The sequence below is a fragment of the Actinomadura monticuli genome (assembly GCF_041463655.1).
In the GTDB taxonomy this organism is placed as follows: domain Bacteria; phylum Actinomycetota; class Actinomycetes; order Streptosporangiales; family Streptosporangiaceae; genus Spirillospora; species Spirillospora monticuli.
This window is the reverse complement of sequence record NZ_JAXCEI010000024.1, coordinates 28,372-55,287: the sequence shown is the minus strand read 5'-3', so window position 1 is coordinate 55,287 and position 26,916 is coordinate 28,372. Positions and strand designations below refer to the sequence as shown.

The following is a 26,916-nucleotide window of genomic DNA, read 5'->3' as shown; positions in this document are numbered from 1 at the left end:
CAGATGTCCGGCCATTCCAAGTGGGCGACGACCAAGCACAAGAAGGCGGCCCTCGACGCCAAGCGGGGCAAGCTCTTCGCGAAGCTGATCAAGAACATCGAGGTGGCGGCCCGCACCGGCGGCGGCGACCCCGACGCGAACCCCACCCTCTACGACGCCATCTACAAGGCGAAGAAGAACTCCGTCCCCAACGACAACATCGAGCGCGCGCGCAAGCGCGGCGCCGGTGAGGAGGCCGGGGGCGCCGACTGGCAGAACATCACCTACGAGGGCTACGCGCCCGGCGGTGTCGCGGTCCTCATCGAGTGCCTCACCGACAACCGCAACCGGGCCGCCTCCGAGGTCCGCGTCGCCCTCACCCGCAACGGCGGCTCCCTCGCCGACCCGGGCTCGGTCTCCTACATGTTCAACCGCAAGGGCGTCGTGATCGTCCCCAAGGCGAACACCAGCGAGGACGACGTGATGATGGCCGTCCTCGACGCCGGCGCCGAGGAGGTCAACGAGCTCGACGACGAGAACTTCGAGGTCGTCAGCGAGGCCGGCGACCTGGTCGCCGTCCGCACCGCCCTGGTCGAGGCCGGGATCGACTACGAGTCGGCCGAGAGCAAGTTCCTGCCGAGCGTCACCGTCCCCCTCGACGAGGACAACGCCAAGAAGGTCTTCCGCCTCCTCGACGCCCTGGAGGACTCCGACGACGTCCAGGACGTCTACGCCAACTTCGACGTCCCCGACGAGGTCATGGCCTCGCTGGACGCCTGAGCACCGCTCCGACGCCGCCGCGCCCCGGCCGGGACGCGGCGGTGTCGCGCGTCCGCGCCCGGATTTATTCCGGGACACGCGGCGGCGCCCTCCACGGGCGGCCGCCCGGTTGGTAGCGTTGGCGGCCGAACAGATGATCGAAGGAGCGGCCGTGCGGGTGATGGGGGTGGACCCCGGGCTCACCCGGTGCGGGGTGGGGGTCGTCGAGGGCGCCCCCGGCAAGCGGCTCCACCTGGTGCACGTCTCCGTCGTGCGGACCGACGCCGGGGAGGACCACGCCCTGCGCCTGCTGGCCGTCGAGGACGGCGTCGAGGCGCTGATGGACGAGCTGCGGCCCGACGCCGTCGCCGTCGAGCGCGTGTTCGCCCAGCACAACGTCCGGACCGTCATGGGCACCGCCCAGGCCGCCGGCATCGCGATGCTCGCGGCGGCCCGGCGCGGGCTGCCCGTCGCGCTGCACACCCCGAGCGAGGCCAAGGCCGCCGTCACCGGGAATGGCCGCGCCGACAAGGCGCAGGTCACCCGGATGGTGACCCGGCTCCTGTCGCTGGAGACGGCCCCCAGGCCGGCGGACGCGGCCGACGCGCTCGCGCTGGCCATCTGCCACGTGTGGCGCGGGGGAGCGCAGCAGCGGCTCGCACACGCGCAGCGGTCGCGGATCGAGGAGGCGGCCCGGGCCGAGCGCGCCCGGCTCGCCGCCCGCAGCAGAGGAGGAACAGCCCAGTGATCGCCTTCGTCAGCGGCCGGGTGGCCGCCGCCGCGCCCGACGGCGCGGTGATCGACGTGCACGGCGTCGGCCTGTCGGTGCAGTGCACGCCCGCGACCCTCGCCGGGCTGCGGGTCGGTGAGCAGGCGAACGTGCCGACCTCGCTCGTCGTCCGCGAGGACTCCCTCACCCTGTTCGGGTTCGCCGACGACGACGAGCGGACGGTGTTCGAGCTGCTGCAGACCGCCAGCGGCATCGGTCCCCGGATCGCGCTGGCGATGCTCGCCGTCCACACGCCGAACGCGCTGCGCCGCGCCGTCGCCACCGAGGACCTCGCGGCCCTCACCAAGGTGCCCGGCATCGGTAGGAAGGGGGCCCAGCGGATCGTCCTGGAGCTCAGGGACCGGCTCGGCGGGCCGACCGGCGACGGCTCCGACGAGCCGCGCGCCCCCGCCCGCGGCGAGGCGTGGCGCGAGCAGGTGCAGATGGGCCTGATCAACCTCGGCTGGTCCGCCAAGGACGCCGACGCCGCCGTGGACGCCGTCGCCGCCGACCTCGACGGCGGCGAGGCGCCGCCGGTGGCCGCGCTGCTGAAGTCGGCGCTGAAGAAGCTGAGCACGTGAGCGGCGGCGAGCCGGGCGCCGCGGGGGGCCGTCCCCCCGCGGGAGCGGCGGGCGGGGAGTTCGAGCGGATCGTCTCGGCGGACGCCGACGGGGCCGAGGAGCAGCGGATCGAGGCCGCGCTGCGGCCGAAGAAGCTCGACGACTTCGTCGGCCAGGAGCGGGTGCGCGAGCAGCTCTCCCTCGTCCTGCAGAGCGCGCTGCGGCGCGGCCGGACGCCCGACCACGTGCTGCTGTCGGGCGGCCCCGGCCTCGGCAAGACCACCCTCGCCATGATCATCGCGGCGGAGCTGGGGCAGCCGCTGCGGATCTCCTCCGGCCCGGCGATCGAGCGGGCCGGCGACCTCGCGGCGGTGCTGTCCACCCTCGCCGAGGGCGAGGTGCTGTTCCTGGACGAGATCCACCGGCTGGCGCGCCCCGCCGAGGAGATGCTCTACATGGCGATGGAGGACTTCCGGGTCGACGTCGTCGTGGGCAAGGGGCCGGGCGCGACCGCCATCCCCCTCGACATCGCGCCGTTCACGCTGGTCGGGGCCACCACCCGGGCGGGCATGCTGCCCGGGCCGCTGCGCGACCGGTTCGGCTTCGTCGCGCACATGGACTTCTACGAGCCCGCCGAGCTGGAGGTCATCGTCCGGCGGTCGGCGGCGCTGCTGGACGTCGAGATCGCCGACGACGCGGCCGCCGAGGTCGCCGGGCGGTCCCGCGGCACCCCCCGTATCGCCAACCGGCTGCTGCGCCGCGTCCGCGACTACGCCGAGGTCCGCGCCGACGGTGTCATCACGCGGGAATCGGCGCGTGCGGCCCTCGCGTTGTACGAGGTGGACGAACGGGGGCTGGACCGGCTCGACCGGTCCGTCCTGGAGTCGCTGATGCGCAAGTTCGGCGGCGGTCCCGTGGGCCTGTCCACCCTCGCCGTCTCGGTGGGGGAGGAGCCCGAGACCGTGGAGGTCGTCGCCGAGCCGTTCCTCGTCCGGCAGGGCCTGCTGGCGCGGACGCCGCGCGGGCGGGTCGCCACGGCGGCCGCGTGGGCGCACCTGGGCCTCGCCCAGCCGCCGACGGCGCCGATGGCGGGCACCCTGTTCGACGTGGACGAAGACGCGGGCCGGGGCGAATAGTGATCATCCGATAACGGGTTGGGAACTTCCCGGCGTCGCCGTTCGTCGCGTCGTTGCCGGGGTGTCGCGTACTCTCTAGACTCCGGGACTTGGTTCACCGTCTCCAGCCGGCGGTCCCGTGCGCGCGGCCGTTCCGGTCACAGGCTGGGCAATCGACATCGGAAGGATGCCCCAGTAATGGGCAGCGACATGATTCTCGCGGCGGATTCGGGCGGTAGCGGGGCTTTCAACCTGCTTCTGCTCCTCGCCGTTCCCGTGGTCTTCTATCTTCTGCTCATCCGGCCGCAGAGCAAGCGCCGGAAAGAGCAGATGCAGATGCAGAACGACGTGCAACCCGGCGTCCGCGTAGTGACGACCAGCGGCATGAAGGCCACGGTCGTGGAGGTCGACGACGACGGCGTCGTTCTGGAGATCGCGGACGATGTCGAAGTGCGCTTCGTCAAGCAGGCGATCATGCAGGTCCTGAAGGACCCCGACCCCGAGGACCTCGACGACGAGCTCGACGAGGACGACGACGAGCAGGACGAGGGGTCCGTGGACCTCTCCAAGGACGACTCCGAGGTCGACCTGTCCAAGGACGGCGAGACCGGGGTGAACGACACCGAAGCGGACGAGGACGTGGAGCCCGAGTCCAAGCCGAACGGGAAGACGAAGGTCAAGGCGGCCGACAAGCCCTCCGCCTGACCCTCCCACGGCGAACGACAAAGACGGGAAGTACGACGACAAGTGGCTCCGCCCAGAAACGCTCCCAAGCCCGGGCGCACGCTCCTCGCACTGTTCGCGGTCATGGTCGTCCTCGCCGGCCTGGCGGTCTGGCAGGGGCGGACGACGCCCAAGCTCGGGCTCGACCTCGCCGGTGGGACGACCGTGACCCTGACGGCGAAGACCCCGAACGGGAAGAACCCGCCGTCCGAGCAGATGGACCAGGCCGTCAAGATCATGACGCAGCGCGTCAACGGTCTGGGGGTCTCCGACGCCGAGGTCGCGAAACAGGGCAGCAACAACATCGTGGTGAACGTCCCCGGTGAGGGGCAGAGCCGCGTCGTCAGCCTGATCGGCACCACGGCGAAACTGCAGTTCCGCCAGGTGTTCGCGAGCGCGGACGGGCGCCCAGCGACCGGGGCCGCCACGCCGGCCCCGTCGCCGAGCCCCGGCGCGGACAAGGGCGCGAAGAACGGCGGGTCCCCGTCCCCGTCCGCGTCCGCCTCGCCGTCGGCGACGCAGAGCGCGTCGCCGTCCGGCTCCGCCACGCCGCGCGGCCGGGCGCTGTCGAAGGCCCTGACGGCCCCGACGCCCAAGCCGTCGGACACGGCGAGCCCGTCGGCGTCGCCGTCGTCGCCGCTGGTCCAGCCGTCCGGGCTGCCGACGGCCCCCGCCCAGGACTACCCGGGCGTGACCGACAAGGCCGTCGTCAAGCAGTTCGAGGCGCTCGACTGCTACAACGGCGACCGGCACCCCGACGGCGCGAACGACCCGAACCGCGCGTTCGTCGCCGCCTGTGACCAGGAAGAAGAGAACGGCCAGGTCACCAAGTACATCCTCGGCCCCGTCCGGGTGCTCGGCGAGAACGTCGACAAGGCCAACGCGATGCCGCCGAACGCCCAGCAGGGCCAGGCGAGCTGGTCGGTCTCGCTGAAGTTCGACGGCAAGGGCGGCAAGCAGTTCGGGGCGGTCACCACCGACGCGTCCCGCGCCTACCAGCAGGACCCGTCCTCGCCGCAGGCGCAGGTCGCGATCGTGCTGGACGGGCAGGTCGTCTCGGCGCCCGCCATCCGGGAGGGCCCGATCACCGGCGGCACCGCCAGCATCGACGGGCCGCCCGAGAGCTTCGACCAGCAGTACGCCACCGACCTCGCCAACGTGCTCAAGTACGGCGCCCTGCCGCTGGAGTTCACGCAGAGCTCCATCGACGAGGTCTCGTCCACGCTGGGCTCCGACCAGCTGACCGGGGGCCTCATCGCCGGCGCGATCGGCCTCGGCCTGGTCGTCCTGTACTGCCTGTTCTACTACCGGGGCCTCGGCCTGGTGGCGGTGTCCAGCCTGCTCGTGGCGTCCGCCGTCACCTACCTGGCGGTGGTGATCCTCGGTGAGGGCATGGGCTTCCGGCTCTCCCTCCCGCACATCATCGGGCTGATCGTCTCGATCGGCATCACCGCCGACTCGTTCATCGTCTACTTCGAGCGGCTGCGGGACGAGCTGAGGGCCGGGCGCAAGCTGCGCTCGTCGGTCGAGAACGCCTGGAAGCGGGCGCGGCGCACCATCCTCGTCGCCGACGCCGTCACCTTCCTGGCCGCGCTGGTGCTGTACTTCCTCGCGGTCGGCGGCGTCGCCGGGTTCGCGTTCGCGATGGGCCTCACGACGCTCATCGACGTCATCGTGGTGTTCTTCTTCACCAAGCCGCTGGTCGCGCTGCTGGCGCGCACCGCGTTCTTCGGCCGGGGCCATCCGATGTCCGGGCTCGATCCGCGGCGGCTGCACCGCGCCGCGCAGGGGCCGTCCGCCGGAACCGCCCGCAAGACGAGCCAGGAGGCCTGACCCATGGGACTGCGCACGGTCACCTCGCGGATCTACCGGGGCGAGATCAGCGCCGACATCGTCGGCCGGCCGAAGATCTGGTACACGATCTCCGGGCTGCTGCTGGCGCTGTCGATCGCCGGCCTGCTCGTCCAGGGCCTGAACTTCGGCGTCGAGTTCAAGGGCGGCTCCGTCTTCACCTTCAAGGCGCCCAGCGCCTCGATCGAGCAGGTGCGCACCGCCGTCACCGACGGCGGCGCCCACCAGGCGATCGTGCAGAAGGCGGGCGAGGACTGGCGGGTCACGACGGAGAGCATGTCGTCCCCGCACGTCACCGACGTGAAGTCGAGTGTGGAGAAGGAACTGCGGGTTCCGGCCGACAAGGTCAGCACCCAGGTCGTCGGCGCCTCGTGGGGCGGTGAGATCCAGAAGAAGGCCTGGCAGGCGCTGCTCGTCTTCATGATCTTGATCATCGCCTACCTGTCGGTGGCGTTCGAGTGGCGGATGGCCGTGGCCGCGGTGGTCGCGCTCGTCCACGACCTCGTCATCACCGCGGGCGTGTACGCGTGGTCCGGCTTCGAGGTCACCCCGGCGACGCTGCTCGGCTTCCTGACGATCCTCGGCTACTCGCTGTACGACGCGGTCGTCGTGTTCGACATGATCAAGGAGGTCACGAAACCGCTCGGCCCGACCTCCAAGACCACCTACAGCGAGGCCGCGAACCAGGCGCTCAGCAGCACGCTGGTCCGCTCGCTCAACACCTCGCTGGTGGCGATCCTGCCGGTCGGCGCGATCCTGTTCATCGGCACCACGCTGTTCGGCGCCGGCACGCTGAAGGACCTGTCGCTCGCCCTGTTCGTCGGCATGATCGTCGGGACGTACTCGTCGATCTGCGTGGCGACGCCGCTGCTCGTCCAGTTCAAGGAGCGCGAGCCGAAGTACCGGCAGATCCGGGAGAACATCGCCCGCCGCGAGCGCAACGCGCAGAAGCAGGTCGCGACCACCAAGGTCAAGGCCGGCGCGGGCGCGCCCGGCTCGCCCCCGGACGACGACGGCTCCGTCGACGGCGACGGTTCCGGCGATGCCGAGGCCCCGCAGGACGTGCGGAGCAGCGTCACCGTCCGGAAGGTCGTGCAGACCGGGACCCGGCAGCAGCCGAAGCGCGGGTCGCGGCAGCAGCGCCGCGGCGGCAAGTAGACCGAGGGGATTCTTCGAACGTGGACCTCGGAAAGCTGATCCAGGAGCGGATCCGCGACATCCCCGACTACCCGAAGGCCGGGGTGGTGTTCAAGGACATCACCCCGCTGCTGGCCGACCACATCGCGTTCGCCGGCGTCGTCGACACGATCGTCAACCACCACGGCCGCGGCACCATCGACAAGATCGTCGGTATCGAGGCCCGGGGTTTCATCCTCGCCGCGCCCGTCGCCTACCACTTCGGCGCCGGGTTCGTCCCCGTCCGCAAGAAGGGCAAGCTGCCCGCGGCGACGCACGGGCAGACCTACGACCTCGAATACGGGACCGAGACGATCGAGATCCACTCCGACGCCCTCGAACAGGGCGACCGCGTGCTGATCGTCGACGACGTCCTGGCCACCGGCGGGACGGCCCAGGCTGCCGCCGAGCTCGTCCGCAGGGGCGGCGGCGACGTCGTCGGGCTGTCGGTCCTCCTCGAACTGTCGTTCCTGCATGGACGGGACAAACTGGGGAATCTGGACGTCCATTCGCTGGTTACGGTCTAGTGCGAAATGGCCGCCGGATACACTGGCGCCATCAGGGTCCGGTGGGGACGGGCGCGACCCGCGGGGCGTGCACAGCAGCGCCCGGACGGTCAGAGGAGGCTGAGTGCCCGGTGAGGCGGTATCGACCGGCGCGGTGAGCGGCGCCGCCGCGGCGCCCCCGGCCGGGAAGCATCCGGCCAGGGAGACCGCGGGGGAGCGGGCCGTCAAGGCGGCCGGGGCGTCCACCGCCCCGCCGCGCCGCGCGGACCACCGGGCCCCGCCGCCCGGACCTCCCGCCGAGACCTCCGCCGCCGAGGCTCCCGCCGCCGGAGGCCCCCCGGCCCCCGAGGACCCGGAAACGCAGGACAGGGCCGCCGACGAGCAGGCCGCCGAAGACCAGGCGGTCGAAGACCAGGCCGAGGCCGGCCCGCCGGCCGCCGCGAAACCGCCACCGGGGAAACCCGCCGCGCGCTCCTCACGGCAGGCCACTCCCCCCACCGAGCGCAGCGGCCCTACGGAGGACGCCGATGACGCGTCCAAGCCCGACATCACGTCCAGGCCCACGCCGGCCACGATTCCACCGTCTGCCGCCCGGGTGCGCCGAAGGCTCGCCAGGCTGGGCGCCCAGCGCGGCCCCACTATGAACCCGGTACTCGAACCACTCATCAAGACGGTCCGCAACACCCACCCGAAGGCGGACCTCCGGCTCATCGAACGCGCCTACGACGTCGCGGCGCACTACCACCGCAACCAGAAGCGCAAGAGCGGCGACCCGTACATCACCCACCCCCTCGCGGTGGCGACGATCCTCGCCGAACTCGGCATGAACACCGAGACGCTCTGCGCCGCGCTGCTGCACGACACCGTCGAGGACACCCCGTACACGCTCGACCAGCTGAGCGCCGAGTTCGGCGACGAGATCGCCGCCCTGGTCGACGGCGTCACCAAGCTCGACAAGGTCAAGTACGGGGAGGCGGCCGAGGCCGAGACCGTCCGCAAGATGGTCGTGGCGATGTCCCGCGACATCCGCGTCCTGGTGATCAAGCTCGGCGACCGGTTGCACAACATGCGCACGCTGCGCTACATGCCGCGGCACAAGCAGGAGAAGAAGGCCCGCGAGACCCTGGAGGTGTTCGCGCCGCTCGCGCACCGCCTCGGGATGAACACGCTGAAGTGGGAGCTGGAGGACCTCGCGTTCGCCACGATGTACCCCAAGCGGTTCGACGAGATCGCCCGGCTGGTGTCCGAGCGCGCCCCGCGCCGCGACGTCTACCTGCAGGAGGTGATCGAGAACGTCTCCACCGACCTGCGCGAGGCCCGGATCAAGGCCACCGTGACCGGCCGGCCGAAGCACTACTACTCGATCTACCAGAAGATGATCGCGCGGGACGTGTCCTTCGACGACATCTACGACCTGGTCGGCATCCGGGTCCTCGTCGACAGCGTCCGCGACTGCTACGCCGCCCTCGGCTCGATCCACGCGCGATGGAACCCGGTCCCCGGCCGGTTCAAGGACTACATCGCGATGCCGAAGTTCAACATGTACCAGTCGCTGCACACGACGGTGATCGGCCCCGAGGGCAAGCCCGTCGAGCTGCAGATCCGCACCTGGGGCATGCACCGCCGCGCCGAGTACGGCGTCGCCGCGCACTGGAAGTACAAGGAGGAGACGGTCGGCGGCCGCAAGGCCGGCGACATGCAGTGGCTCCGCCAGCTCCTCGACTGGCAGAAGGAGACCGCCGACCCGGCCGAGTTCCTGGAGTCGCTGCGCTTCGACCTGTCGGTCTCCGAGGTGTTCGTGTTCACCCCGAAGGGCGACGTGATCGCGCTGCCGCAGGGCGCGACCCCCGTCGACTTCGCGTACGCGATCCACACCGAGGTCGGGCACCGATGTATCGGCGCCCGTGTCAACGGCCGCCTCGTCCCCCTCGAATCGACCCTCGACAACGGCGACACCGTCGAGGTCTTCACCTCCAAGTCGCAGGACGCGGGCCCGAGCCGCGACTGGCTCGGCTTCGTCAAGAGCGCCCGCGCCCGCAACAAGATCAAGCACTGGTTCTCCAAGGAGCGCCGCGACACCGCGATCGAGTCCGGCAAGGACGCCATCGCCCGCGCGATGCGCAAGCAGAACATGCCGCTCCAGCGGATGATGTCCGGCGAGGCGCTCCTCGCCCTCGCCCGCGACATGCGCTACCCGGACGTCTCGTCCCTGTACGCGGCCGTGGGCGAGAGCCAGGTCTCCGCGCAGCACGTCGTCCAGCGCCTCGTCGACGCCCTCGGCGGCGTGGAGAGCGCCGAAGAGGACCTCGCCGAGATCGCCCTCCCGACCCGCCGCAAGAAGGGCCGCCCCGCGGGCGACCCCGGCGTCGTCGTCGCCGACGACCCCGACGTCTGGGTGCGGCTGTCCCGCTGCTGCACCCCGGTCCCCGGCGACGACATCGTCGGCTTCGTCACCCGCGGCCACGGCGTCTCCGTCCACCGCGACGACTGCGCCAACGTCGCCAGCCTGAAGTCCCAGCCCGACCGGCTGATCGACGTCAAGTGGTCGCCGAGCGAGGAGTCGGTCTTCCTCGTCGCCATCCAGGTCGAGGCCCTGGACCGGCCCCGCCTGCTGTCGGACGTGACCCGCGTCCTCTCCGACCAGCACGTCAACATCCTGTCGGCGTCGGTCACCACGTCCCGCGACCGCGTGGCCGTCAGCCGCTTCACCTTCGAGATGGGCGACCCGAAGCACCTCGGGCACGTCCTGAAGGCCGTCCGCTCCATCGACGGCGTGTACGACGTCTACCGGGTGACCAGCGGCGCCACCCGCTGACCCCGCGCACGACGAGGGCGGCCGCCCGCGAGCGGCCGCCCTCGTCGCGTCCGGGTCAGGAGTCGGCGGGCTCGTCCTCGGGGACGAAGTCGACGCCCGCCTCGGCGCGCTGCTGGGGGGTGATCGGGGTCGGGGCGGCGGTCAGCGGGTCGTAACCCGACGCGGCCTTCGGGAAGGCGATCACGTCGCGGATCGAGTCCTGGCCGGCGAGGAGCATGACCGTCCGGTCCCAGCCGAAGGCGATGCCGCCGTGCGGGGGCGGGCCGAACTTGAACGCCTCCAGCAGGAAGCCGAACTTGGACTCGGCCTCCTCCTTGGACAGGCCGAGGACGTCGAAGACGCGCTGCTGCATCTCGGCGCGGTGGATTCGGATGGAGCCTCCGCCGATCTCGTTGCCGTTCAGGACGAGGTCGTAGGCGTCCGCGAGGGCGCTGCCCGGGTCGTCGTGGAAGGTGTCGGCGTACTCCGGCTTCGGCGCGGTGAACGGGTGGTGGACGGACGTCCAGCCGATCTGCTCGCCCTTGTCGTCCTCGACGGGCTCGAAGATGGGCGCGTCGACGACCCAGACGAACCTCCAGGCCGACTGGTCGATCAGGTCGCGGCGGCGGCCGATCTCCAGGCGGGCGGCGCCGAGGAGCTCCTGCGTGGCGTGCCGCTTGCCGGCGCCGAAGAAGACCGCGTCGCCGGGGGCCGCGCCGGTCTCGGCGGCCAGGCCCTCCTTCTCGGCGTCGGACAGGTTCTTCGCGACCGGGCCGCCGAGGGTGCCGTCCTCCTGGATCAGCACGTAGGCGAGGCCGCGGGCGCCGCGGGCCTTCGCCCAGTCCTGCCAGCCGTCCAGCTCCTTGCGGGTCTGGGCCGCGCCGCCCGGCATGACGACCGCGCCGACGTACGGGGCCTGGAACACGCGGAACGACGTGCCGGCGAAGTACTCGGTCATGTCGGTCAGTTCGAGGCCGAAGCGCAGGTCGGGCTTGTCGGAGCCGTACCGCGCCATCGCGTCGGCGTAGGTGATGTGGGGGATCGGGAGGGGGATCTCGTAGCCGGCGATGTCCTTCCAGAGGCGCGCCACGAGGTCCTCGCCGACCTTCAGGACGTCGTCCTGGTCGGCGAACGACATCTCGATGTCGATCTGGGTGAACTCGGGCTGCCGGTCGGCGCGGAAGTCCTCGTCCCGGTAGCAGCGCGCGATCTGGTAGTAGCGCTCCAGCCCGCCGACCATGAGGAGCTGCTTGAACAACTGCGGCGACTGCGGCAGCGCGTACCAGTGGCCGGGCTTGAGCCGGACGGGGACGAGGAAGTCGCGGGCGCCCTCGGGCGTCGACCGGGTGAGGGTCGGCGTCTCGACGTTGACGAAGCCGTGCTCGCGCATCACCTCGTGCGTCAGGAACGACGCCTCCGAGCGGATCCGCATCGCGCGGGCGACGGACTCGCGGCGCAGGTCGAGGTACCGGTACTTGAGCCGGATCTCCTCGTTGACGTTGACGTCGCCCTCGATGGGGAACGGCAGCGGCGCGGCGTCCGACAGCACCTCGATGTCGGACGCGGCGACCTCGATGTCCCCGGTCGGCAGCTCCGGGTTCTCGTTGCCCTCGGGACGGACGCGGACCTCGCCGACGACCTTGACGCAGAACTCCGAGCGCAGGTCGTGGGCGGCGTCCTCCTCGCGGAAGACGACCTGCGCGGTGCCGGACGCGTCGCGCAGGTCGATGAACGTGACGCCGCCGTGGTCGCGGCGGCGGCCGACCCAGCCGGCCAGCGTGACCTGCTGCCCGGCGTGCTCCTTGCGGAGCGTGCCCGCCTCATGGGTGCGGATCATTTGGAGAGCCTTTCCTTCAACGTCGTGGTGAGGTCGGTGAGCGGGACGGCGGTCTGCTCGCCCTCGGCCAGGTCCTTGACCTGGGCGACGCCGTCCGCGATATCTCGCTCCCCGAGGATCACGGCGTAGCGGGCGCCCGAGCGGTCCGCGTCCTTCATGGCGCCCTTCAGCCTCTTGCCGCCGAAGGCCATGTCGGCGGCGATCCCGGCGCGGCGGAGGTCGGCGACGAGCGCGAACATGCGGCGCTCGGCGGTGTCGCCGAGCGCGACGCCGAACGCCTCGCAGCGCGGCTTGGCCGCGAACGCCGCCCCTTCCGCCTCCAGGGCCAGGATGGTGCGGTCGAGCCCGAGGCCGAACCCGATGCCGGGGAGGGGCGGGCCGCCGATGTCCTCGGAGAGGCCGTCGTAGCGTCCGCCGCCGCCGATGCCGGACTGGGCGCCGAGCAGCGGGTGGTCGAACTCGTAGGTCGTGCGCGTGTAGTAGTCGAGGCCGCGGACCAGGGTGGGCGTGTCCTCCCACGCGATGCCGAGGTCGGCGAGCAGCTCGCGGACCCGGTCGTGGTGGGCCTTGCACGCCGGGCACAGGTGGTCGGCCATCAGCGGGGCCCCGACGAGCTGCTCGCGCACCCTGGGGCGCTTGTCGTCCAGCACGCGCAGCGGGTTGAGCTCGACGCGGGCGCGGGTGTCGTCGTCCAGGTCGAGGCCGCGCAGGAACTCCTGCAGCAGGGCCCGGTAGGCGGGGCGGCACTCCTTGCAGCCGAGCGAGTTCAGCAGCAGCCGCACCCGCGTCAGCCCCAGGGAGCGGTACCAGTTCGCCGCGATCGCGATGGTCTCGGCGTCGACCTGCGGGTCCTCGCTGCCGATCGCCTCCAGGTCGAGCTGGTAGAACTGCCGGTACCGGCCCTGCTGCGGACGCTCGGCGCGGAACGCCGCCCCGGTCGTCCACACCTTCACCGGCAGCGCGCCCTTGTGGAGGTTGTTCTCCAGGACGGACCGCAGCACCGAGGCGGTGAACTCGGGGCGCAGCGTCAGCGACCGGCCGCCCCTGTCCTCGAAGGTGTACATCTCCTTGGACACCACGTCGGTGGACTCCCCGACGCCGCGCCGGAACAGGTTGGTGTCCTCGAAGACGGCCAGCTCCAGGTAGCCGTACCCGGCCAGCCGCGCCTGCTCGGCGAACGCCTCCCGGATGGCGTAGAAGAGGTCCGCGCGCGGCGGGACGTATTCACTGACCCCCTTGGGGGCCCGGAAGCTCGAACTCATGGTCTCTTAGGCTCAGAATCCCTTGTCAGGTCCGTCCGCGGGCGTCAGTTCCGAAAGGAACGGATTCGTCGCGCGCTCGCGGCCGATTGTGGTCTGCTCGCCGTGGCCGGGCAGGACGGCGGTGTCGTCGGGCATGCTCAGGCACACCCGGGACAGGCTGGCGAGGATCTCCTCGTACGATCCGCCCGGCAGGTCGGTGCGCCCGATGGACCCCGCGAACAGCAGGTCGCCGGTGAACATCACGTCCGGGATCTGCTCCGTCTTCGGCGTCCGGAACGTCACCGACCCGGGTGTATGGCCCGGCGCGTGGTCGACGGTGAGGCTCAGCCCGGCCAGCTCGAGGACGGAACCGTCCGCGAGCTCCCGCACGTCGTCCGGCTCGGACAGCGTCAGGCCGCCGAACAGCTGCTGCCCGGCGCCGAGCGACAGGCCCTTCGCCGGATCGGTGAGCAGGTCGCGGTCGTCCGGGTGCACGTAGGCGGGGACGTCCTTGGCGCCGCAGACCGGAGCCACCGACCAGACGTGATCGAGATGGCCGTGCGTCAGCAGCACCGCGACCGGCTTCAGCCGGTGCTCGCGCAGGATCTCCTCGATCAAGGCCTCGGCGTCCTGGCCGGGATCGATGATCAGGCACTCCTCACCCGCGGCGGGCGCCACGATGTAGCAGTTCGCGGCGAACGATCCAGCGGGGAACCCGGCGACGAGCACGGTCGTCCTTCCTTGGAACCATCTCGGGTAGGCGTGTCCCGAGGGTACCGGCGCGGCCGCGGCCACCGCGAACGAGATAGGGCGTCGCCGTGTCGTGGGGAAGGCGCCCCCTGGGCGCTCCCTGAACGCGGAGACGCTTTTACTCGCGGGTACCGCTACTATGCGCTGCACGTTCACCTGATCACACCGGAGAGGCGAGGCACGTGGCGGGGAAGGACCGCAAGAAGCAGCTCGCGCGGCAACGGTACGAGCGCCAGGAGCAGCGGCGCGCGCAGGAGGCGGCGAGGGCCCGCCGACTCAAGATCATCGGCACGGCGGCCGCGGTGGCGGTGGTCGTCGCCGGCGCCGCGGCGTTCATGGTCTTCAAGAAGGACGAGTCCACGGCCGCCGGCCCGCAGTGCGCCTACCCGCCCAGCGCGCCGGGCGGTCAGGTGAAGGACGTCGGCAGGCCCCCGGGCAAGCCCGCCCACACGGGCATCGTCCCTGTCACGGTCAAGACGAACCAGGGCGATGTGGAGATGCAGCTGTACGGCGACAAGGCGCCGTGCACCGTGAACTCCTTCGCGTTCCTGGCGCAGAAGAACTACTACGACAAGACCGAGTGCCACCGCATGACCAGCGGCGCCCTCAACGTGCTGCAGTGCGGCGACCCGTCGGCGTCGGGCAGCGGCGGGCCCGGCTACCGCTTCGCCAACGAGAACACCGACGGCGCCACCTACACCGAGGGCACCCTCGCGATGGCGCACTCGCGCCAGCCGGACTCCAACGGCAGCCAGTTCTTCATGGTCTACGAGGACTCGCAGCTCCCGCCGGACTACACGGTGTTCGGAAAGATCACCAAGGGGCTGGACGTGCTCAAGAAGATCGCCAAGGGCGGGTCGCAGCCCGCGCAGGACGGCAAGCCCAAGAAGAAGGTCGAAATCCAGGACGTCACGATCGCCGGGAAATAGGCGAACGGGATACTAAGGTGTGGAGGGTCCGGAGGGCGTGAGTCGTCCGGACCCGCGATTCAGGAGGCAAGGGTGTCCAGCGCGACCGATCCCTGGGGCCGGGTGGACGAGGACGGCACCGTCTATGTCAGGACGGCCGACGGCGAGCGCGTCGTCGGATCCTGGCAGGCCGGCGCGCCCGAAGAGGCCCTGGCCTACTTCAAGCGCAAGTACGACGCGCTCGTCACCGAGATCGGCCTGCTCGAACAGCGGCTCCGCACCACCGACCTGCAGCCCGCCCAGGCCCAGCAGAGCATCGACCGGCTCCGCGAGGCCGTCTCCGAGGCGCACGCCGTCGGCGACCTCGGCGCGCTCGTCCGCCGCCTGGACGGCCTGACCGAGCAGGTCGGCCGCCGCCGCGAAGAGGTCAAGGTCCAGCGCGAGCAGCACCGCCACGAGGCCCGCGAGGTCAAGGAGCGGATCGTCGCCGAGGCCGAGCGCATCGCCGCCGAGGAGACGCACTGGAAGAACGGCGGCGAACGGCTCCGCCGGCTCGTCGAGGAATGGAAGGCCGCCGACCGCATCGACCGGCCCACCGAGACCGCCCTCTGGAAGCGGCTGTCGTCCGCCCGCAACGCCTTCACCAAACGCCGCAAGGCCTACTTCGCCACCCTCGACGACCAGCGCGAGGAGTCCCGCAGAGAGAAGGAGCGCCTCGTCGCCGAGGCCGAGGCGATGTCCGGCTCCACCGACTGGGGCGACACCGCCGCCGCCTACCGCGACCTCATGCGCCGCTGGAAGACGGCCGGACGCGCCTCCCGGGACGCCGAAGAAGACCTCTGGGCCCGCTTCAAAGGCGCCCAGGACACCTTCTTCCAGGCCCGCAGCGCCGCCTTCGCCGAACGCGACGCCGAATTCCGCGGCAACGCCGAGGAGAAGGAGAAGATCCTCGCCGACGCCGAGCGGCTGCTGCCCGTCCGCGACATCCGCCAGGCCCGGCAGGCCCTCCGCGCCATCCAGGAGCGCTGGGAGGCCGCCGGCATGGTCCCCCGCGACCAGCGCGACCGCCTCGAAGGCCGGCTCCGCAAGATCGAGGACGCCGTCCGCTCCGCCGAAGAGAACGAATGGCGCCGCACCAACCCCGAGGCCCGCGCCCGCGCCGAAGCCACCGTCGGGCAGCTCCGCAGCTCCATCGAACAACTGGAGAAACGCCTCGGCAAGGCCCGCGACGCCGGCCGCGACAAGGACATCAAAGAGGCCGAAGAAGCCCTCAACGCCCGCCGCGCCTGGCTCGAAGAAGCCGAACGGACACTCGCCGAATTCTCGTGATCTACCCAGGGGGCGACCCCCTGGAACCCCCGTTGCGACGCAGGCGATCCTCGCGACGTTGTTCGGGGTGGTGGTCAGGTGGTGTTGCGGCCTAGGAAGGCGAGCATTCTGGTCTGCTCGTCGGCGCCTCTCGGGGCCGGGAGGGGTGGGGCCAGGTCGCCGGCGGCTCGGAGCGGGGCGGCTACCACCTGGGCCGTGGCGAACGCGTGGTGGACGAGGTCCGGGTCCAGGCGGGACGGCTGGCCCGTGGCGCGCGCCAGGTCCCAGGCGTGGACGAGCGGCTCCAGGATGTAGGCCTCCAGGTAGTCGCCCAGCGGCAGTTCGCCGAGGCCGCCGAACGGGATGGGGCGGTGCAGCGCGTCCGGGGTGAGCGCCGCCGCGCACTCCTTGCGGGCCCTCCGCCAGCTCATCAGCACGTCGCCCGGGACGAACCGCGCCGGGTCATGGTTGACGTCCGGCTCGTGCTCCCCCGTGGCCAGCGCCCGGACCAGGTACTGGCCGCCGGTCACGTGGCCGGCGACGTCCCGGGCGCTCCACCCCTCGCAGGGCGACGGCGCGTCCCAGCCGTCCCGGGGCACGCCGGCGACCAGGCCCTCGAACAGGTCGAGGGCCCGGTGGTAGCCGCTGAGGTTCTGAGCCATGGTGGTCAGTGACCCGCGATCCGGCCGCGCTGTCAAGCGCTATCGCGAAGGTCGCCGGTCCCGGCTACGCTCCGGGCGCGCCCCGGTCCCGGAGCATCGCGTTCATCTGCGTGATCTCCGACCGCTGGCCCTTCACCATCGTGCCGGCGAGGCGCCGCACCCGGTCGTGCCCGGTGCGGGCCAGGACCGCCTCCGCCATACCGACGCCGCCGCGATGGTGGGCGATCATCAGCCGCAGGAACCGCACCTCGGCGGACCGCCCGGACGCCTTCTCCAACTCGGCGAGCTGCCCGCGGGTGGCCATCCCCGGCATGGCCGCCGTGGCGTCCCCGTGGCCGCCGTGACCCGACATCCAGCGCATGCCGCCGGACGGGTCGGTCTTTGGCAGTCCCCACTCGTCCAGCCAGGCCGTCATTCATGCCGATCTGCGCCTGCTGCGTGGTGATGACGTCGTAGGCCAGCAGCCGGACCTCCGGGTCGTTCGTGCGCTCCCGGACGATGAACGACATCCGCACCGCCTGCGCGTGGTGGGCGCTCATGTCGCGTGCGAACCCGGCCTCCGGGCCGTCCGCGCCGGGACGCTGCGAGCGGGTCGCGGCCACCGCCACCAGGACCGCCGCGACCACCAGGACGAGTGCCGCGAGGGCGGCGGTGACCCGCCGTCCTCGCGGTGCCGCGGCCACCTCGGTCACGGAGTGTCCTTGGCGCCGTCGCAGGCCGCGCCGGGCTCGGGCGTCTGCGGGCCCTTGACGAAGCCGCGCAGGAACTCGTCCACGCGCGGGTCGGACGCGTCGTCCAGCGAAAGCTGGTGGCCCCAGGCGGTGAGCTTGATCGGCGCGTCCTGGGCCGGGTACGGGCTCAGCATCGTGTAGTCGATGCCGGTGACCTTGTTCGTGAGCGCGTCGAGCTGGGCGGCGGCGAGGCCGGGGCGGTAGGTGATCCAGACGGCGCCGTGCTCCAGTGAGTGCACGGCGTTCTCGTTCTGCAGCGGGGCGTCGTAGACGCGGCCGTCGCAGTTCTGCCAGACGGGGTTGTGGTCGCCGCCCATGGGCGGCGACGTGTCGTACGCGACGGTCCCGGAGACGTGCTCGCGGCCGAGGTCGTCCTTGGTGACCAGGCCCGCGACGGACGGGGAGTCCGCGGACGACCTCGTCTGCATGAAGGTGAAGCCGATGGCGACGACCGCCACCAGCCCGATGACGGCGTAGAAGGCGATGCCGCCCCACGCGATCTCGCGTTGCGTCAGCGCGTTGGCCTTGCGTGCGTTCTTGTTCCGGGCGTTCTTCGACATGGAGCGGTCCTCTCAGGGGGTGCTGCGGATCATCCGTACGGAGATGCGGGCAGGCGCCGCTTCGCGAGCGATACGGCGCTGCGTGCGGCCTTACGGCCGGCTCATCACAGCCGGAGCACCTGGAGGACGGGCGGGAACGCGAGCGTGGTCGCGGCGCCGGGCGGTGGCGCGAGCGACCAGCCGGCCCGCGCGGGCAGCCGGGACAGGGGCCGGCGCAGCCCCGTGAGCAGTGCGATCAGCAGAAGGGTGAACAGGACGGCCACGCAGAGGCAGACGTCGAGGGGGAGGTGCGGGTGCGGCTTCGCGGGCGCGCTGAGCGCCGCGCCGGCGAGCCCGTGCGGGGCGGCCTCATGGCCGGTGGTCCCGGACGAGGGGCCGGCGGGCGCGCTCACGGCGTGCTCGGTGCAGACGCGCGGCGGCGGCGCGTGGCCCAGCCCGTAGCTGAACACCAGCCCGGCCACGACGAACAGCGCCACGAGCAGCCCGGCCGCCCCGTGGCGCCGATGCAGGGCCGTACCGGACACCGTCACGCTCCTGAAATGCGCCTTCCGGGCTCTTCCAACGCCGGAGCCCGCCCCCGGGTTCCCGGACGCGGGACGTCCGGGAACGTCCGTGCCGCGAGATAGTGTCGGAGCGTGACCAGCAGGGCGGATTCGGGCGAGCCGGAGGGCCTCTTCGACGCGCCGGGGGAGCGGCCCCCGCCCCGCGAGGCCGCGCCGTCCGGCCCAGCCGCGCCGGGCGCGGAGCAGCCCCTCGCGGTGCGGATGCGCCCCCGCGCGCTGGACGAGGTCGTCGGGCAGGGCCACCTGCTCGGCCCCGGCACCCCGATCCGGCAGCTCGTCGACCGGGACGTGCCGATGTCGCTCGTCCTGTGGGGCCCGCCCGGCACGGGCAAGACCACCCTCGCCACGGTCGTCAGCCACGTCACGTCCCGCCGGTTCGTGGAGATCTCCGCGGTCAGCGACGGCGTCAAGCGGGTCCGCGCCGAGATCGACCTGGCCCGCCGCGAGCTGGGCATGACCGGGCGGCAGACCGTCCTGTTCGTCGACGAGGTCCACCGGTTCAACAAGGCCCAGCAGGACGCGCTGCTCCCCGCCGTCGAGAACCGCTGGGTGTCGTTCATCGGCGCCACGACCGAGAACCCGTTCTTCTCCGTCATCAGCCCGCTGCTGTCCCGCTCGCTGCTGCTCACGCTGGAGCCGCTCGGCGAGGACGACCTGCGCGAGGTGATCCGCCGGGCCCTCACCGAGGAGCGCGGCCTGGGCGGCGCGCTCACCCTCGACCCCGCCGCCGAGGACCACCTCGTCCGGCTCGCCGGCGGTGACGCCCGCCGCACCCTCACCTACCTGGAGGCCGCCTCCCTGGTCGTCGACGCCGGCGGCGTGGTCGACGTCGGCGTGCTGGAGAAGGCCGTCGACCGGGCGGCGGTCCGCTACGACCGCGAGGGCGACCAGCACTACGACGTCATCAGCGCGTTCATCAAGAGCATCCGCGGCAGCGACGTCGACGCGGCGCTGCACTACCTCGCCCGCATGATCGAGGCCGGGGAGGACCCGCGGTTCATCGCGCGTCGGCTGATCGTGCACGCCAGCGAGGACGTCGGCATGGCCGACCCGACCGCGCTGCAGACCGCCGTCGCGGCGGCCCAGGCGGTGGAGTTCGTCGGCCTCCCCGAGGCCCGCATCAACCTCGCCCAGGCGGTGATCCACCTCTCCCTGGCGCCCAAGTCCAACGCGGTGATCATGGCGGTGGACGGGGCGCTCGGCGACGTCCGCAAGGGCCTCGCCGGGCCCGTCCCCGGGCATCTGCGCGACGCCCACTACAAGGGCGCCGCGAAGGTCGGGCACGGGCAGGGCTACAAGTACGCGCACGACCATCCCGGCGGCGTCGTCCGGCAGCAGTACGCGCCCGACTCGGTGGACGGACGGGAGTACTATCGCCCGACCAGGCACGGCGCCGAATCGCGGTTCACCGAGGTCCTGGCGCGGATCCGCTCCGTCCTGCGCGGCGGCGGCGACCGGGGCTGATCGCCGCTCACCGGGCCGGTCATACCGCCACAAGGGCGTGCCGCCCGGTAAGGTCTGTCTCGCCGTAACCGGCCCGAACCGAATTCGCACGAACGGGAAGCCCGATGCTTACTGGTGGACAGCTGGCAGGCCTCATCGTGGCCGTGTTCTGGGCGGTGCTCGTCTCGTTCATCGCGCTGACCCTGCTGAAGCTCTCCCGCCTCCTCGGCGAGGCCGGCAAGGTCGTGCGCGAGCTCGGCGAGCAGGCCGCCCCCCTGCTGGACGACATGACCGACACGGTGAAGCGCGCCAACGAGCAGCTCGGCCGCACCGACGTCATCACCAAGCAGGTCGCCGGCGTCACCCAGAACGTCTCGGCCGTCACCACCGTCATGAGCTCGATGGTGGGCGGCCCGCTGGTGAAGGCCGCGGCCTTCTCCTACGGCGTCCGCAAGGTCCTCAGGAACGGCGACGGCGACGGGCGGAGCGCCTCCGGCCGGCCGCAGCTTCAGGCGCGCTCCTCGGGGAAGGGACGCGGATGAGGCGGCTGTTCTGGCTCTCGGTCGGCGCCGGAGCCGGCGTCTACGCCACGCACCGCGTCAAGCGGCGCGTGGAGCGGGTCGCGCGGAGCCTGTCCCCGGAGGGGGTGGCGATGCGCGCGGTGGCGACCGGGAAGGGCACGGGGGAGCGGTTGAGGCATTTCGCGGCCGACGTCCGTACCGAGATGCGTGCCCGCGAAGAGGAGCTGCGCGAGGCCGTCCGCATGGACCAGGCGCCGCCGGACGCCGAGGTGCCCGGATACCGGGGGTCCCCGCCCCGCCGGGTGCTGAAGGCGCGATACACGATCATCGACGACGACAAGGATGGCCACTGATCATGGAGTCGGCAGAGGTCGCACGCCGCTTCCTCAGGTTCTTCGAGGAGCGCGGGCACACGGTGGTGCCCTCGGCCAGCCTGGTCGCCGAGGACCCGACCCTGCTGCTGGTCAACGCCGGCATGGTCCCGTTCAAGCCGTACTTCCTCGGCCAGCGCACCCCGCCGTCCCAGCGGATGACGAGCGCGCAGAAGTGCGTGCGGACGCCCGACATCGAGGAGGTCGGCAAGACCACCCGGCACGCCACGTTCTTCCAGATGCTGGGCAACTTCTCGATCGGCGACTACTTCAAGGAGCAGGCGATCCCGTTCGCCTGGGAGCTGCTGACCGCCTCCCGCGAGGACGGCGGCTTCGGGTTCCCCGAAGAGAAGCTGTGGGTCACCGTCTTCCGGGACGACGACGAGGCGCAGGGCATCTGGCACGACAAGGTCGGCGTCCCCCGCGACCGCATCCAGCGGCGCGGCATGGAGGACAACTTCTGGTCGATGGGCGTCCCCGGGCCGTGCGGTCCCTGCTCGGAGATCTACTACGACCGCGGCCCCGAGTACGGCCGCGAGGGCGGCCCGGTCGCCGACGAGGACCGGTACCTGGAGGTCTGGAACCTCGTCTTCATGCAGTACGAGCGGGGCCCCGGGGAGAGCAAGACCGACTTCCCGATCCTCGGCGACCTGCCCGCCAAGAACATCGACACCGGCATGGGCCTGGAGCGCATGGCGGCGATCCTGCAGGGCGTCGACAACATCTACGAGACCGACACCCTGTGGCGGGTCCTCGACCGCGCCGCCGGCCTGACCGGCGCCAAGTACGGCCGCGACCACCGCGCGGACGTGTCGCTGCGCGTCGTCGCCGACCACGTCCGCAGCGGCATGATGATGGTCGCGGACGGAATCCGCCCCTCCAACGAGGGCCGCGGCTACGTGCTCCGCCGCATCCTGCGCCGCTCCATCCGCAACCTGCGCCTGCTCGGCGGCCAGGACGCCGGGCTCATGCACGAGCTGACCGACGTCGCGATCAAGGCGATGGGCGAGCAGTACCCCGAGCTGGTGCGCACGGCCGCGAACATCCACACGGTCGTCGACGCCGAGGAGGACTCCTTCCTCCAGACGCTCCGCACCGGCACCGCGATCTTCGACACGGCCGTCGAGGAGACCAAGCGGTCCGGCGGCGCGACGCTGGCGGGCGACCAGGCGTTCAAGCTGCACGACACCTACGGCTTCCCGATCGACCTCACCCTGGAGATGGCGTCCGAGCAGGGCCTCCAGGTCGACGAGGCGGGCTTCCGCCGGCTCATGCAGGAGCAGCGCGACCGCGCGAAGAAGGACGCCCGCGACAAGAAGACCGGCAACCTCGACGTCTCCGTCCTGGACGAGCTGCTCACCGGCGCCGGCGGCCGGGTCGACTTCACCGGGTACGGCAGCCTCGCCGGCGACGCCCGCCTCGTCGGGCTGCTCGTGGGCGGCGCCAACACGCCCGCCGCGGGCGAGGGCACCGAGGTGGAGGTCGTCCTCGACCGCACCCCGTTCTACGCCGAGGGCGGCGGCCAGCTCGCCGACCACGGCGTGATCCGGTTCGGCAACGGCGCCGTCGTCGACGTCACCGACGTGCAGTCGCCCCTCGCGGGCCTGATCGTGCACCGCGGCCGCGTCCGCAGCGGCGAGGCGCAGGCGGGCGACACCGCCTACGCCGAGGTCGACGTGGAGCGGCGCCGGGCGATCTCCCGGTCGCACACCGCGACCCACCTGGTGCACGCCGGGTTCCGCCGCGCGCTCGGCGAGTCCGCCGCGCAGGCCGGGTCGGAGAACTCGCCCGGCCGGTTCCGGTTCGACTTCACCGCGTCCGGCGCCGTCCCGCCGAGCGTGCTGCGCGATGTCGAGGACGAGGTCAACGAGGTCCTGGTCGGCGACCTGGACGTCCGCGCGTTCCACACCTCGATCGACGAGGCCCGCGCGATGGGCGCGCTCGCGCTGTTCGGCGAGAAGTACGGCGACGAGGTCCGCGTCGTGGAGGTCGGCGACTACTCGCGCGAGCTGTGCGGCGGCACCCACGTCGCCCGCTCCGGCCAGCTCGGCCTGGTCAAGGTGCTCGGCGAGTCGTCCATCGGCGCCGGCGTCCGGCGCGTCGAGGCCCTCGTCGGCATCGACGCGTTCCGGTTCCTGGCCCGCGAGAGCGTCCTCGTCGCGCAGCTCGCCGAGCAGATGAAGGCGCGCAAGGAGGAGCTGCCCGAGCGGATCTCCGGCGTCGTCACCCGGCTCCGCGACGCCGAGAAGGAGCTGGAGAAGCTCCGCTCCCAGCAGGTCCTCGCGATCGCCGGCTCCCTCGCCGACGGCGCGCGGGACGTCGGCGGCATCGCGTTCGTCGGCCACCGCGCCCCGGACGGCACCGGAGCCGACGACCTGCGCAAGCTCGCCGTGGACGTGCGCGGCCGGCTGACGGCCCGGCCCGCGGTCGTGATGGTCGCGGGCGTGCCGAAGGACCGTCCCGTCGTGGTCGTCGCCGTCACCGAGGGGGCGCGCGAGCGCGGCCTCAAGGCGGGCGCCCTCGTCGGCCTCGCCGCCAAGGCCCTCGGCGGCGGAGGCGGCGGCAAGGACGACCTGGCGCAGGGCGGCGGCGCGAACCCCGCGGCCGTCGGCGACGCCCTGGCCGCGGTCGAACGAGCAGTAGGGGCCGCGTGAGCCCGGCGCGACGGGGCATGCGACCGGAGCCGGCGCCATGAGGGACGGCATCCGGCTGGGAGTCGACGTGGGGAGCGTGCGGGTCGGTGTCGCCAAGTGCGACCCCGGCGGGATCCTCGCCTCCCCGCTCGAGACCGTGAAGAGCGGCAAGGGCGACATCGACCGCCTGGTGGCGCTCGTCACCGAGTACGAGGCGATCGAGGTCGTCGTGGGCCTGCCGACGTCGCTGTCGGGCCGGGAGGGGCCGGCGGCGCAGGCGGCGCGCAGGTTCGCGGCCCGGCTCGCGGACCGCCTGCCCCCGGGAACGGTCCGGCTCCACGACGAGCGGCTCACCACGGTGACCGCCGAGAGCGGGCTCCGGGCCGGGGGAGTGCACGGCCAGGCGAGGCGCAAGGTCGTCGATCAGGCCGCCGCGGCGGTCCTGCTGCAGGCGGCCCTCGACGCGGAACGGTTGACTGGGACCCCCCCAGGAGAGATCGTCCGGGGGAGCTCATGAACGATTTGGACCTCTTCTCAGACCCCTACGGCGACGGGCGCCCGCCGAACGAGCGGTACGCCAGGCGTGACCAGCGGCGGGTCCGCAAGCGGCAGAAGCGCCGCCGGCGCAGCGGCCGGGCCGCCGCCCTGTTCGCGATGGCGTTCCTCGTCGCGGTGTTCGGCACCGGCGGCGTCCTCGGTTACGCGTGGCTCGACGACAAGTGGCATCCGCCGGACTACGACGGCCCGGGATCCGGCAAGGTCACCGTCCAGATCAAGGACGGCGCGAGCGGCTCGGTGATCGGCGCGACGCTGGAGGAGCACCGCGTGGTCAAGAGCGCCCGCGCGTTCGTGAAGGCGTACACCAAGGAGGCGAAGGCCTCCAGCATCCAGCCGGGCTTCTACCAGATGCGGCTGAAGATGTCGTCGTCCGCGGCGATGGCGCTGCTGCTGGACCCCAAGTCGCGGGCGGGGAACCAGGTCACGATCCCCGAGGGCCTGCGGGCCGTCGAGCTCTTCAAGCGGCTGGCCCAGAAGACCGGGATCTCGGTCAAGGAGTTCCAGGCGGCCGCGAAGGACGGCAAGCGCCTCGGGCTCCCGCCGTACGCGAAGGGAAAGGTGGAGGGGTACCTGTACCCCGGCCGCTACGACCTCGACCCGAACGGCTCGGCCCAGCAGATCCTCAAGCAGATGGTGGAGCGGTTCAACAAGGAGGCGAGCAGCAGCGACCTCGTCGCCAAGGCGCGCAAGGCGCGCATGAACCCGGCGACGGTCGTCACGCTGGCCAGCCTCGTCCAGGCCGAGGGCGGCAAGCCCGCCGACCTGCCGATGATCTCCCGGGTGATCTACAACCGGCTGAAGAAGAACATGAAGCTGCAGTTCGACACGACGGTGCTGTACGCGCTCAACGAACGCCGGCTGACCGTCACCGAGGAGGACCTCAAGACCCCCTCGCCCTACAACACCTACCTGCACACGGGCCTGCCGCCCGGCCCGATCTCCAACCCCGGGCCCGCCGCGATCGAGGCGGCGCTCAACCCGGAGGAGGGGACGTGGCTGTACTTCATCGCCACCGACCCGACGAACAAGATCACGAAGTTCGCCACCACGGAAGAGCAGCGGCTGAAGATCGAGAAGGAGTTCCGGGAGTGGCAGAAGGCGCATCCGGGCCAGTGACGGGGGAACCGGGCCGCCGGGCCGCGGTGCTGGGGTCGCCGGTCGCGCATTCGCTGTCGCCGGTCCTGCACCGCGCGGCGTACGCGGCGATGGGCCTGCGCGGGTGGTCCTACGAGGCGATCGAGTGCGGCGAGGACGGCCTGGCCGGGCTGCTGGACGGCCTCGGCCCCGCATGGGCGGGCCTGTCGCTGACCATGCCCCTCAAACGGGTCGCGCTGGACCTCGTCGACTCGGTGTCCGACCTGGCGGTGCGGGTCGGCGGCGCCAACACGATCGTCCTGCGGGACGGGCGCCGGCACGGCGACAACACCGACGTGCACGGCATCGAGACGGCGCTGGCCGAGGCGGGCCTCAAGGCGCCGCCGTCGGCGCTGGTGCTCGGCGGCGGCGCGACCGCGGCGTCCGCGCTGGCCGCGCTCGCCCGGCTCGGCACGTCCGAGGCGGTCCTCGCGGCGCGGACGCCGGAGCGCGCCGCCGGCGCCGCCGAGGTGGGGGAGCGGTTCGGCCTCGCGGTCCGCGTCGTGCCGCTCGACCGCGTGACCGCGCACCTCCCCGCCGACCTCGTGGTGTCCACGCTGCCCGGACGCGCGGCCGACGCGTTCGCCGAACCGGTCGCCGCGTCCGGCGCCGCCCTGTTCGACGTGGTGTACGCGCCGTGGCCGACGGCGCTCGCCGCGGCGGTCGAGCGGGCCGGCGGGACGGTCGTGGGCGGGTTCGCGATGCTGCTGCACCAGGCCGTCCGGCAGGTGGCGCTGATGACGGGCCGCGAGGACGTGCCGGTGGCGGCGATGCGCGCCGCCGGGGAGGCGGAGCTCGCCCGCCGCGCCGCCTGACGCCGCGCCCGGTCAGGGCACGGCGGGCGGCGGTCCGCGCGGGGCGCGGCGGCGCTTCACCGACTCGTCGACGCCGGGGAGGACGATCGGCAGGATCACGCTCAGCCAGAAGTCCTTCCAGCCCCACAGGCCCGCCGCGACGCCCAGCATGCTGGCGGCGCACACGAGGCTCAGCAGGAACGCCGCCCAGTGCCGCCGCGCCAGGCCCACCGGGTCGACGAGCCCGCGGTGCGGCAGCAGCTCGGCCAGCGCGCGTTCCCGCGCGTGCGACCGCTGCACGACCGTCGCGTCCGGCAGCCAGTGCAGGATGTCGGCGCTCCTGGCGAGCGGGACGCGGCTCAGCGCGATCAGCGTCTCCAGCCGCCACCACAGCGTCCACAGCGACGTCCGGCCGCTGCCCGGGCAGCCGTTCCCGCTTTCGCCTTCTGCTCCTTTTGTTCCCGTCTGGCCACGCTTTGTAGCCCGTGGGTTCTGTGTCTGTATCCGTGGCCGTACAGATCGCCGGGACCGCGCACCGGGCACGCTGGAGGGGGAGTGGTCCGTCGTTCCGTGGCGCTGGCAGGAGACGTTCGGCCTCCCCGGCAGCAGGCGGCGCTTCCTGCGCACCCTCGCGGCGCTGCGCGCGGCGGCGGCCGAGGTCCCGGACACC

Annotated in this window: 26 protein-coding genes; 18 read left to right on the top strand and 8 right to left on the bottom strand. The window is 72.2% G+C overall.

What is annotated here, in order from left to right:
• Positions 1–3: 3 nt before the first annotated feature.
• The 9 genes from SM611_RS34660 (at position 4) to SM611_RS34620 (ending at position 10,253) form a co-directional block, all read left to right on the top strand.
• Positions 4–759 (top strand): YebC/PmpR family DNA-binding transcriptional regulator, encoded by a 756-nt coding sequence (locus SM611_RS34660; protein WP_371954566.1) that lies wholly within the window; start codon positions 4–6, stop codon positions 757–759.
• Positions 760–910: 151 nt separating this feature from the next.
• The gene (gene ruvC, locus SM611_RS34655; RefSeq protein ID WP_371954565.1) at positions 911–1,486 is read left to right on the top strand and encodes a crossover junction endodeoxyribonuclease RuvC; all 576 of its coding nucleotides are present in this window, start codon (positions 911–913) and stop codon (positions 1,484–1,486) included.
• Entirely contained in the window at positions 1,483–2,088 is a 606-nt protein-coding gene (ruvA, locus tag SM611_RS34650; RefSeq protein WP_371954564.1) for a Holliday junction branch migration protein RuvA, read from the top strand. The genes ruvC and ruvA overlap by 4 nt, the downstream gene beginning before the upstream one ends.
• Positions 2,089–2,156: 68 nt before the next feature.
• Positions 2,157–3,203, top strand: a complete 1,047-nt coding sequence (gene ruvB / locus SM611_RS34645; RefSeq protein WP_371954615.1) for a Holliday junction branch migration DNA helicase RuvB — start codon at positions 2,157–2,159, stop codon at positions 3,201–3,203.
• Positions 3,204–3,380: 177 nt separating this feature from the next.
• Positions 3,381–3,887, top strand: coding sequence for a preprotein translocase subunit YajC (gene yajC, locus SM611_RS34640; RefSeq protein WP_371954563.1), 507 nt, complete (start codon positions 3,381–3,383; stop codon positions 3,885–3,887).
• A 42-nt stretch (positions 3,888–3,929) separates the two neighbouring features.
• Entirely contained in the window at positions 3,930–5,738 is a 1,809-nt protein-coding gene (gene secD / locus SM611_RS34635) for a protein translocase subunit SecD (RefSeq protein WP_371954562.1), read from the top strand.
• Positions 5,739–5,741: 3 nt separating this feature from the next.
• A complete protein-coding gene (gene secF, locus SM611_RS34630; protein WP_371954561.1) occupies positions 5,742–6,914 on the top strand; it encodes a protein translocase subunit SecF in 1,173 nt (390 codons plus the stop codon).
• Between the two features lie 20 nt (positions 6,915–6,934).
• A complete protein-coding gene (locus SM611_RS34625; RefSeq protein ID WP_371954559.1) occupies positions 6,935–7,459 on the top strand; it encodes an adenine phosphoribosyltransferase in 525 nt (174 codons plus the stop codon).
• A gap of 619 nt (positions 7,460–8,078) precedes the next feature.
• A complete protein-coding gene (locus tag SM611_RS34620) occupies positions 8,079–10,253 on the top strand; it encodes a RelA/SpoT family protein (protein ID WP_371954614.1) in 2,175 nt (724 codons plus the stop codon).
• A gap of 55 nt (positions 10,254–10,308) precedes the next feature.
• On the opposite strand, the gene aspS is transcribed toward SM611_RS34620, so the two are convergent.
• Genes aspS through SM611_RS34605 form a run of 3 tightly spaced genes read right to left on the bottom strand, consistent with a single transcriptional unit; the run spans position 10,309 to position 14,039 of the window.
• Positions 10,309–12,069, bottom strand: a complete 1,761-nt coding sequence (gene aspS / locus SM611_RS34615; RefSeq protein ID WP_371954557.1) for an aspartate--tRNA ligase — start codon at positions 12,067–12,069, stop codon at positions 10,309–10,311.
• Positions 12,066–13,331, bottom strand: coding sequence for a histidine--tRNA ligase (hisS, locus tag SM611_RS34610; RefSeq protein WP_371954555.1), 1,266 nt, complete (start codon positions 13,329–13,331; stop codon positions 12,066–12,068). The genes aspS and hisS overlap by 4 nt, the downstream gene beginning before the upstream one ends.
• Positions 13,332–13,343: 12 nt before the next feature.
• Positions 13,344–14,039 (bottom strand): MBL fold metallo-hydrolase, encoded by a 696-nt coding sequence (locus SM611_RS34605; protein ID WP_371954554.1) that lies wholly within the window; start codon positions 14,037–14,039, stop codon positions 13,344–13,346.
• Between the two features lie 203 nt (positions 14,040–14,242).
• Between SM611_RS34605 and SM611_RS34600 the strand changes: the two genes are divergently transcribed.
• Both SM611_RS34600 and SM611_RS34595 read left to right on the top strand, forming a co-directional pair.
• The gene (locus tag SM611_RS34600) at positions 14,243–14,989 is read left to right on the top strand and encodes a peptidylprolyl isomerase (protein ID WP_371954553.1); all 747 of its coding nucleotides are present in this window, start codon (positions 14,243–14,245) and stop codon (positions 14,987–14,989) included.
• Positions 14,990–15,061: 72 nt separating this feature from the next.
• Positions 15,062–16,297, top strand: coding sequence for a DUF349 domain-containing protein (locus SM611_RS34595; RefSeq protein ID WP_371954552.1), 1,236 nt, complete (start codon positions 15,062–15,064; stop codon positions 16,295–16,297).
• Positions 16,298–16,371: 74 nt separating this feature from the next.
• Here SM611_RS34595 and SM611_RS34590 read toward each other — a convergent pair whose 3' ends face one another.
• The 4 genes from SM611_RS34590 to SM611_RS34575 all read right to left on the bottom strand — a co-directional run bounded on the left by SM611_RS34590 (position 16,372) and on the right by SM611_RS34575 (position 18,753).
• Positions 16,372–16,938 (bottom strand): TIGR03086 family metal-binding protein, encoded by a 567-nt coding sequence (locus tag SM611_RS34590; protein ID WP_371954551.1) that lies wholly within the window; start codon positions 16,936–16,938, stop codon positions 16,372–16,374.
• 64 nt (positions 16,939–17,002) lie between these two features.
• Complete coding sequence (locus tag SM611_RS34585) at positions 17,003–17,353, bottom strand: DUF305 domain-containing protein (protein ID WP_371954550.1); 351 nt, start codon at positions 17,351–17,353, stop codon at positions 17,003–17,005.
• A gap of 273 nt (positions 17,354–17,626) precedes the next feature.
• On the bottom strand, positions 17,627–18,229 hold the full coding sequence (locus tag SM611_RS34580; RefSeq protein ID WP_371954549.1) for a thioredoxin-like domain-containing protein: 603 nt from the start codon (positions 18,227–18,229) through the stop codon (positions 17,627–17,629).
• Positions 18,230–18,333: 104 nt separating this feature from the next.
• Positions 18,334–18,753: a hypothetical protein gene (locus tag SM611_RS34575; protein WP_371954548.1), complete on the bottom strand. Its 420-nt coding sequence runs from the start codon at positions 18,751–18,753 to the stop codon at positions 18,334–18,336.
• Positions 18,754–18,993: 240 nt separating this feature from the next.
• Here SM611_RS34575 and SM611_RS34570 point away from each other — a divergent pair, with 240 nt between their 5' ends.
• The 7 genes from SM611_RS34570 to SM611_RS34540 all read left to right on the top strand — a co-directional run bounded on the left by SM611_RS34570 (position 18,994) and on the right by SM611_RS34540 (position 26,267).
• Positions 18,994–20,256: a replication-associated recombination protein A gene (locus SM611_RS34570; RefSeq protein ID WP_371954613.1), complete on the top strand. Its 1,263-nt coding sequence runs from the start codon at positions 18,994–18,996 to the stop codon at positions 20,254–20,256.
• Positions 20,257–20,360: 104 nt separating this feature from the next.
• Complete coding sequence (locus SM611_RS34565) at positions 20,361–20,777, top strand: DUF948 domain-containing protein (RefSeq protein ID WP_371954547.1); 417 nt, start codon at positions 20,361–20,363, stop codon at positions 20,775–20,777.
• The gene (locus tag SM611_RS34560) at positions 20,774–21,109 is read left to right on the top strand and encodes a hypothetical protein (RefSeq protein WP_371954546.1); all 336 of its coding nucleotides are present in this window, start codon (positions 20,774–20,776) and stop codon (positions 21,107–21,109) included. Before SM611_RS34565 ends, SM611_RS34560 begins: the two co-directional genes overlap by 4 nt.
• Before the next feature lie 2 nt (positions 21,110–21,111).
• Positions 21,112–23,781, top strand: coding sequence for an alanine--tRNA ligase (gene alaS / locus SM611_RS34555; protein WP_371954545.1), 2,670 nt, complete (start codon positions 21,112–21,114; stop codon positions 23,779–23,781).
• A gap of 37 nt (positions 23,782–23,818) precedes the next feature.
• On the top strand, positions 23,819–24,277 hold the full coding sequence (gene ruvX, locus SM611_RS34550) for a Holliday junction resolvase RuvX (RefSeq protein WP_371954543.1): 459 nt from the start codon (positions 23,819–23,821) through the stop codon (positions 24,275–24,277).
• Positions 24,274–25,434 carry an endolytic transglycosylase MltG gene (mltG, locus tag SM611_RS34545; RefSeq protein ID WP_371954542.1) on the top strand — a complete coding sequence of 387 codons (1,161 nt, stop codon included), beginning with the start codon at positions 24,274–24,276 and terminating at the stop codon, positions 25,432–25,434. Before ruvX ends, mltG begins: the two co-directional genes overlap by 4 nt.
• Positions 25,431–26,267 (top strand): shikimate dehydrogenase, encoded by an 837-nt coding sequence (locus SM611_RS34540; protein ID WP_371954541.1) that lies wholly within the window; start codon positions 25,431–25,433, stop codon positions 26,265–26,267. The genes mltG and SM611_RS34540 overlap by 4 nt, the downstream gene beginning before the upstream one ends.
• A gap of 12 nt (positions 26,268–26,279) precedes the next feature.
• Here the strand turns inward: SM611_RS34540 and SM611_RS34535 are convergent, their stop codons facing one another.
• Positions 26,280–26,915, bottom strand: coding sequence for a hypothetical protein (locus SM611_RS34535; RefSeq protein WP_371954540.1), 636 nt, complete (start codon positions 26,913–26,915; stop codon positions 26,280–26,282).
• Position 26,916 lies beyond the last annotated feature (1 nt).

Bases quoted from the DNA above. Each gene is read 5' to 3' on its own strand.
- SM611_RS34660 (WP_371954566.1), top strand. From the start codon at position 4: ATGTCCGGCCATTCCAAGTGGGCGACGACCAAGCACAAGAAGGCGGCC.
- yajC (WP_371954563.1), top strand. From the start codon at position 3,381: ATGGGCAGCGACATGATTCTCGCGGCGGATTCGGGCGGTAGCGGGGCT.
- secF (WP_371954561.1), top strand. From the start codon at position 5,742: ATGGGACTGCGCACGGTCACCTCGCGGATCTACCGGGGCGAGATCAGC.
- SM611_RS34620 (WP_371954614.1), top strand. From the start codon at position 8,079: ATGAACCCGGTACTCGAACCACTCATCAAGACGGTCCGCAACACCCAC.
- aspS (WP_371954557.1), bottom strand. From the start codon at position 12,069: ATGATCCGCACCCATGAGGCGGGCACGCTCCGCAAGGAGCACGCCGGG.
- hisS (WP_371954555.1), bottom strand. From the start codon at position 13,331: ATGAGTTCGAGCTTCCGGGCCCCCAAGGGGGTCAGTGAATACGTCCCG.
- SM611_RS34590 (WP_371954551.1), bottom strand. From the start codon at position 16,938: ATGGCTCAGAACCTCAGCGGCTACCACCGGGCCCTCGACCTGTTCGAG.
- SM611_RS34585 (WP_371954550.1), bottom strand. From the start codon at position 17,353: ATGACGGCCTGGCTGGACGAGTGGGGACTGCCAAAGACCGACCCGTCC.
- SM611_RS34580 (WP_371954549.1), bottom strand. From the start codon at position 18,229: ATGTCGAAGAACGCCCGGAACAAGAACGCACGCAAGGCCAACGCGCTG.
- SM611_RS34570 (WP_371954613.1), top strand. From the start codon at position 18,994: ATGCGCCCCCGCGCGCTGGACGAGGTCGTCGGGCAGGGCCACCTGCTC.
- SM611_RS34565 (WP_371954547.1), top strand. From the start codon at position 20,361: ATGCTTACTGGTGGACAGCTGGCAGGCCTCATCGTGGCCGTGTTCTGG.
- SM611_RS34560 (WP_371954546.1), top strand. From the start codon at position 20,774: ATGAGGCGGCTGTTCTGGCTCTCGGTCGGCGCCGGAGCCGGCGTCTAC.
- alaS (WP_371954545.1), top strand. From the start codon at position 21,112: ATGGAGTCGGCAGAGGTCGCACGCCGCTTCCTCAGGTTCTTCGAGGAG.
- ruvX (WP_371954543.1), top strand. From the start codon at position 23,819: ATGAGGGACGGCATCCGGCTGGGAGTCGACGTGGGGAGCGTGCGGGTC.
- mltG (WP_371954542.1), top strand. From the start codon at position 24,274: ATGAACGATTTGGACCTCTTCTCAGACCCCTACGGCGACGGGCGCCCG.